This is a genomic window from Desulfobulbaceae bacterium (assembly GCA_015231515.1).
In the GTDB taxonomy this organism is placed as follows: Bacteria; Desulfobacterota; Desulfobulbia; order Desulfobulbales; family VMSU01; genus JADGBM01.
Window position 1 is genome coordinate 1 of sequence record JADGBM010000142.1, and the last position, 6,116, is coordinate 6,116.

Annotated in this window: 3 protein-coding genes and 1 pseudogene; 2 read left to right on the forward strand and 2 right to left on the reverse strand. The window is 46.8% G+C overall.

Annotation, left to right across the window (positions count from 1 at the left end; translation table 11 throughout):
- Nucleotides 1–2,233: acetyl-CoA carboxylase carboxyl transferase subunit alpha/beta (locus tag HQK80_14705; GenBank protein ID MBF0223448.1), on the reverse strand; the 2,233-nt coding region annotated here is incomplete at its 3' end.
- Nucleotides 2,234–2,317: 84 nt separating this feature from the next.
- The gene (locus HQK80_14710) at nucleotides 2,318–3,724 is read right to left on the reverse strand and encodes an acetyl-CoA carboxylase biotin carboxylase subunit (protein MBF0223449.1); all 1,407 of its coding nucleotides are present in this window, start codon (nucleotides 3,722–3,724) and stop codon (nucleotides 2,318–2,320) included.
- A 373-nt stretch (nucleotides 3,725–4,097) separates the two neighbouring features.
- Here HQK80_14710 and HQK80_14715 point away from each other — a divergent pair.
- Together HQK80_14715 and lnt are read left to right on the forward strand one after the other, a co-directional pair.
- Nucleotides 4,098–4,963: pseudogene (locus HQK80_14715) on the forward strand (HlyC/CorC family transporter).
- A 92-nt stretch (nucleotides 4,964–5,055) separates the two neighbouring features.
- A partial coding sequence (lnt, locus tag HQK80_14720; protein ID MBF0223450.1) for an apolipoprotein N-acyltransferase occupies nucleotides 5,056–6,116 on the forward strand: 1,061 nt, incomplete at its 3' end.

The following is a 6,116-nucleotide window of genomic DNA, read 5'->3' on the forward strand; positions in this document are numbered from 1 at the left end:
GCAGATTGCGCCTGAATTCTCGCCGGTCCCAAATACCCTGGATATGGCCTCTTTTCAGGGCATTACGAGCACTATGATAATCCTGAGGCAGATCTTGGCCAGTTGTCTCTCTGATAACTCGGTAGCCGGCAAAGCCAATCCGGCTTGAGCGAATGGCAAACTGGTAGTAAGAACAGCCCAGAAAGCTGGCAACCGGGCCAGCATACGAGTTGTTATCATAGACCACTATATAGAGACCCCCAGAATCAACATAATCTCTGACAGCCATGGTACACTTAGGCATCTGCACAACTCCCATAGTGCCTGCCTGAATCCGAATCCCACCGGTAGTGTGCACGTAGGCCAGCAAAGGTTTTCTTTGCAATTTTGCCATCTCACAGGCCCGCACGAATTTTTCACCTTCTGCAGCCCCAACCGTGCCATTACGAAAATCGCTATAGAGCATGGTAACGACTATCTCCACACCCATGACCCGGCCATGGAAGGTTATATTGGCGCTTTGCCGATTAGTTTTGCTTTTTGCCGACTTTAGCTTTTTGCCCAGCGTCGGATGATTAAGCGGGTTGCCCGCAGCGATATCCGCGTTAAACTCGCGAATGGTATCCTTGTCAAAGAGATGTTTCAGATACCATTCGTACTCAAGAGGAAAATGATGCCCGCAGTTTTCACATACCCCACAAAATTCACCGTAGAGATCAGGAATCCAGAGATCCTTACAGCCATGCTTGTTGGCATTGGGACATGTTACCGTTCTGTCTTCGTTTGCCAGTGGGCTTGTATAGGTATCGCCGAACTCTGTTTCAAGACTCTTGAAGCCCGAAGAACTCAACTGTCTGACAGCCTTACCGGACGGATTTTTCGAGATGAAATCGTAGGCTGCTGAGAATGGCGCGGCAAGCCTTGTCAGAAAACTTGTACTCTCGCCGGAGACATCCTTAATAACCTTCTCAACCTGCTTCTGCTGGTTTTTCAAGATGTCATAGATGACGGTATAATAAATTTTTGCGGTTCTATGCCGGGCATTTTTTAAAAAATTGCCTAAGCGATTTTCCTTCAATGAATATGCATGATTTGCCATCGCACGGTATTTTTTTGTCCGCAGAGTAACAAGTCTCTTCAACTCGTCCTTATTGAGATCCCAGGAAATATCCATGTGCAGATCCATATCCGCATCACCATCAACATCAATCCGAACCGACTCTTCCTCGTTCTTTTTAAGTTTCAGCTCATAGGCCCTGAAGGCCCGTAAACTTTTGGTCTTTAAGACAACCTCATCAGTCGCCCGCATCATCTCATAGCGAAGGCGTTTAAAAAAGTTAAAATCGTCCCTTTTGGCACCTAAAGCAGGCTCTTCGATAATTCTATCAATACTGCCAAGTTCAAGATTATCATAAGCCGTAATCTTCAGTCGTTCGGCACAGTTTTCAATAAGATCTTTCGGCAGCTTCTCTCCCTCTCGAACCTTACCTTCAATCGCTGCTGCACCCTCAGGGGAGATTACCGAATAATATCCATGGGAAAACATCAACCGGTAATCAGATAGGCCTACAGCTTCGGCACCGCCCGAACCACCTTCAGAGATAATTGAGACAATGGGCACCTGTAGTTTTGCCATAGCATAAAGATTTCTGGCGATCTGTTGAGCTGCTCCTGGATACTCTTCTACAGGAAAGGCACCGGGAGTAAAGACATAAAAATGTATGGGAATTCCTTCGGTTTGGGCAACCTGCATATAACGCAGTGCCTTTTCATTGCCCCAAGGCTTACTTGATCCGCCATTTCTAAACTCCTCACCATGCCCCTTTTCATGACCAATAACCATGACCTGCTGGGTATAAGACTTCTTCTTTGCACGACGAAAAATATTGGCCTTGGCCACAACCATGGCGGGATCGATGTTGGCATCTTCCTCACCACCAAGCTCAGTATAGTCCTCGTAGACATTTTCCAGAATATCCTTCAATGAAAACCGTAAGGGGCTTCGCACAATGCGAACCCGTTCCATAGGCGTGAGGTTTTCTTCTGCTCGTTTTTCAAGAAAAGTCACTGACTCTTCAATTTTTCGTACCTCAGCGGAGAGGCTTTCCTCCGAGTGGTCGTAATAGACATCTTTCAACCTATTGATATTAGCCTTCAGGCCGGATAGGTTTCCCCATTCAACACCGTCCTTGATCTGACTGAGGTACTCAATGCCCTCTTCACATTTGGCCAATCGTTTTCGAATATCTTCCATAAAATATATAACTTGAGTTCCAGGTTTTAAACAAACCCGACAGCTCTTCTGACTATCGTTGCCAAAGAACTGCTCCTGGTTTATTTAAAAGGTTAGTAATCTATCTAAATTATCCCGCAAATAGGGTAGATTTGTCATTATCGAATCACCCTTACTGTTTTCCCCAGCAATAACTGTCCGATCAAGAAAATTTGCGGCCCGACTTTTGGCCTCAGCCATCGACTCCCCCCAGACCAGCACCAACGCCAGGTTGGGATCGTACTCGCTGGGAATCCGGTAAGCGCGATCAAAAGGCACGTGGGTATAGACTGCCGCCCAATCCTCCTGAGGAAAGTCAAACTTCGTTATCGTTCCGATCCACGGAGCAAAACCACGATGGGTATCTTCGGCAACCATTCGCAGTTCAATACTTGACCCTTGAAACTTAATATCCTTTTGGGCGTAGCCCATCGTATCTCCAAGGGCCAGACGAATCTGTTCCCTGATAAGATTGGGTTGCTTGCCTTGCAGGTAACTGATGCGGGCTGAGACATCATTTTCAACCTGAATACGGGTGTTAACTTCCAGCAGATACGGTTTACCGTCACGACTGACAATCCACTCCCAGGTGCCAACGTTGTCGTAACGCACATGGGCTGCCAGCTTCAAAGAATAATCCACAACCTGCTTAAGAACCTTTTCTGCATCAAAATCATATTCAAAGCAGGTTATATCAAAACCCGGAGCAGCCTCCAGCCGTTTTTGCCTGCCAGTACTTTGAATTGTGCAGTTCCTGGTTCCAAAGTGCAGTTGATCTCCGTGTTTACTGCAAACGAGTTGCACTTCCAGGTGATTATAATCTCTCAGGCACTGCTCAATAAGGACACCGGCATCACCAAACTGGCGCTTGGCATAATTCTGTACTTGTCGATACACACGTCGGAACTGCTCAATACGAAAGACCTCCTCAATACCCATACCACCACCACCGGCGGCAGCTTTCACAAGAATAGATGGTTTCTTGACGCCCTGTTCATTTTGCTCATCAAGAAGCTGGGCAGCGACCTCTTCGGCCTCCATCTCATTATAAATCGGCCCGTCAGTTCCGGGAATGGTGGGGATACCAAGCTTATTGGCGACACGCTTGGTATTTATTTTGTCACCAAGACTTTTAATTACTTCCCAGTTAGGGCCGATAAAGGTCAAAGAACGGTCCCTGATTGTTACCCGGCGCGCAAAACGGAAATCTTCCGAGAAAAATCCATAGCCCGGATGAATTGCAGTACAATTTGTATGGTCGGCAACAGACAGAATATCGTTAGGATCAGTATAGCTGGCAACACGCCAGGCTTTCTGGTGCTCACCCTGGCCATCCTGGTTGAGACGAACGTGCTGGGAGTCAGCATCAGCATCGGTGTAGATAACTATGTAATCAAGCCCCAGGTCCTTACAGGCATTCATGATCCGGACGGCTATTTCGCCACGATTGGCAATAAGTATTTTATCTTTCATTTATTTTTCAACTGTCTGCCGTTAGCTATTTGCTATCAGCAAAGAATATTTGCCGCAGATTCCCAATCAGACACCAGAGAATGTGCGTTCCATAAAAAAACCAACCCACTAAAGTGGTGAAATTACTATCGCGTGCCACCATACCACAACTAACACAAAATCTAAACATCCAAACAACCAATCGAGATAATCACTAAAAGCAGCTAAAAACACGCATAAAAATGTGCCTTGATATACTGATTTTGAATAAAGGCGTCAATTTATTTTATTTCGCCTTGACCTTTTGCCTAGAGCTTCATATTTATATCGTACTAATTTACATATCGAACCTCACGAACCACTGATTACACGTTCACAACAATCATTAAGAAACTTGAAATGGATAAAACCGCCGCCCCCGACTCCAACAGAACCTCCCTCATTCGCCGTTTCTTCGACCTTATAAAGCTTTCACAAGCACCAGACACTGCTAAAGACCTTGAGCATGAAATCCAGGAGCTTCTTGATGATGGTGAAGAGCAAGGCCTGATCACTTCACAGGAAGGTGAAATGATCAGCTCTATATTCGAGTTTCGTGAAACCTTGGCCAAAGAGATCATGACCCCGAAGACAGAAATGGTCTGCGCCCCATCATCAGCTACTGTTGACGAGATGATCGCCATAATTTCTGAAAAAGGTTTCACACGAATACCAATTTTCAGTCAATCCCCAGATCATATCACCGGTATCCTCCACGCCAAAAATCTCCTGAATTACTGTCGATGCGAAACAGTGGCGCCCACCGCCGGAGAGATGGTCAAACAGCCGCCAATTTTTGCCATGGAAAATGACAAGATAATCTCGCTGTTACGCACATTCAAAACCAAAAAAGTTCATATGGCGATTATCACTGATGAGTTCGGCAGTGTACGCGGGTTACTCACCCTTGAAGATATTCTCGAAGAGATTGTCGGCGAGATCAGCGATGAATCAGACAAAGAAGAAGCCCACTGGAAGGTCATTGACTCATCTACCCTTCTGGCTGATGCAAAAATTGACATCGAAGAGATCGAGGAGCACTTCGGCATAAAACTCCCTGAAGGCCCCTATGAATCGATCGGCGGCCTGGTTATTCACCAACTTGGCCATCTCCCTAAGGTCGGTGAATCCATCACAATTAAGGATATTTCCGTGCAGATTATCTCAGCAACCACCCGTCGGGTCTCAACCCTTAAAATTCGTAAAGGCAAGCCCTTTTAAGGCATACAAACATCAAATTAACCCTGGCACCACGTCCGTGCTTTAGATTTTCAGGCGCCGTCAAAAGATTTCCCTAAAGTCCCCTTTTCAAAATGAGATCAAATCGCATCCCGAAACAGTATAGTGCGGCGTTCCTCTCAGCCTTGATGCTTTTCATGGGCTCTCCTGGCCAATGGGCTATTGCCCCTGTTATGTGGATTGCCCTCATTCCCCTAATCAACTCCTGTCTCACCAGGGAGATTTCAATTACATCGGCGGCCAGACTCGGCTTTATTTGTGGACTCCTCTATAACACCGCTCTGCTTTACTGGATTGTCATAGCCTTAGGCCGTTACGGCGGCTTGCCACTGCCTGTTTCTGTTTTTGCCATGCTTGGCCTTGCGGCTTACATGGCCTTGTATTTCGCCTTTTTTACCGCCACCTTGTCAGCGACCAAAAAACTCGTGCCGGTACTGTTTTCAGCTCCAATTATCTGGGTCGGTCTGGACCAGATCAAAGCCTGGCTTTTCACCGGTTTTCCGTGGCAGGATCTGGGCTACTCACAATTTCAAACCCCGCTTCTCATCCAAATCGCTGATATTACAGGGCACTCGGGAATCACCTTTTTACTTGTCATGACCAATGCCCTGATTGCAACAATTCTCTGCAAAGGCCCAAGAAAATCGCTTCACCCCCAGCACACTTTCGGGCAGATACCAACGACAGTAGTTGCCTGTTTACTGATTGTCGGCACAGTTATCTACGGCCAGCACCGCCTAAAAACATTGGAGCAGGTTATTGAACAGGCCCCGACGCTGACCACTGCCGTCATGCAGGGCAATATTGATCAAAGCGAAAAGTGGTCAGCCGACGGTCAAGAAAAGACCGTACAAACGTATCTGGAACTGACAGAGCTTGCCTCGACAGACCGTTCGCTTGCCCTTGCCATCTGGCCGGAGACGGCACTTCCTTTTTTCCCTGGTGAAAGCACCTTGCTCAGTTCAATTCAGGAGTTTGCAGCAGCAGCCAACGCCCCTGAAATTCTCACAGGGGCTCCGCACTACAGTATACCTGTTTCTGGTACTACCAACTATTTCAACAGCGCCTTTCTGATCACTGATAATAGCCTCGATTCGATGCAGCGTTATGATAAACAGCAACTTGTTCCCTTTGG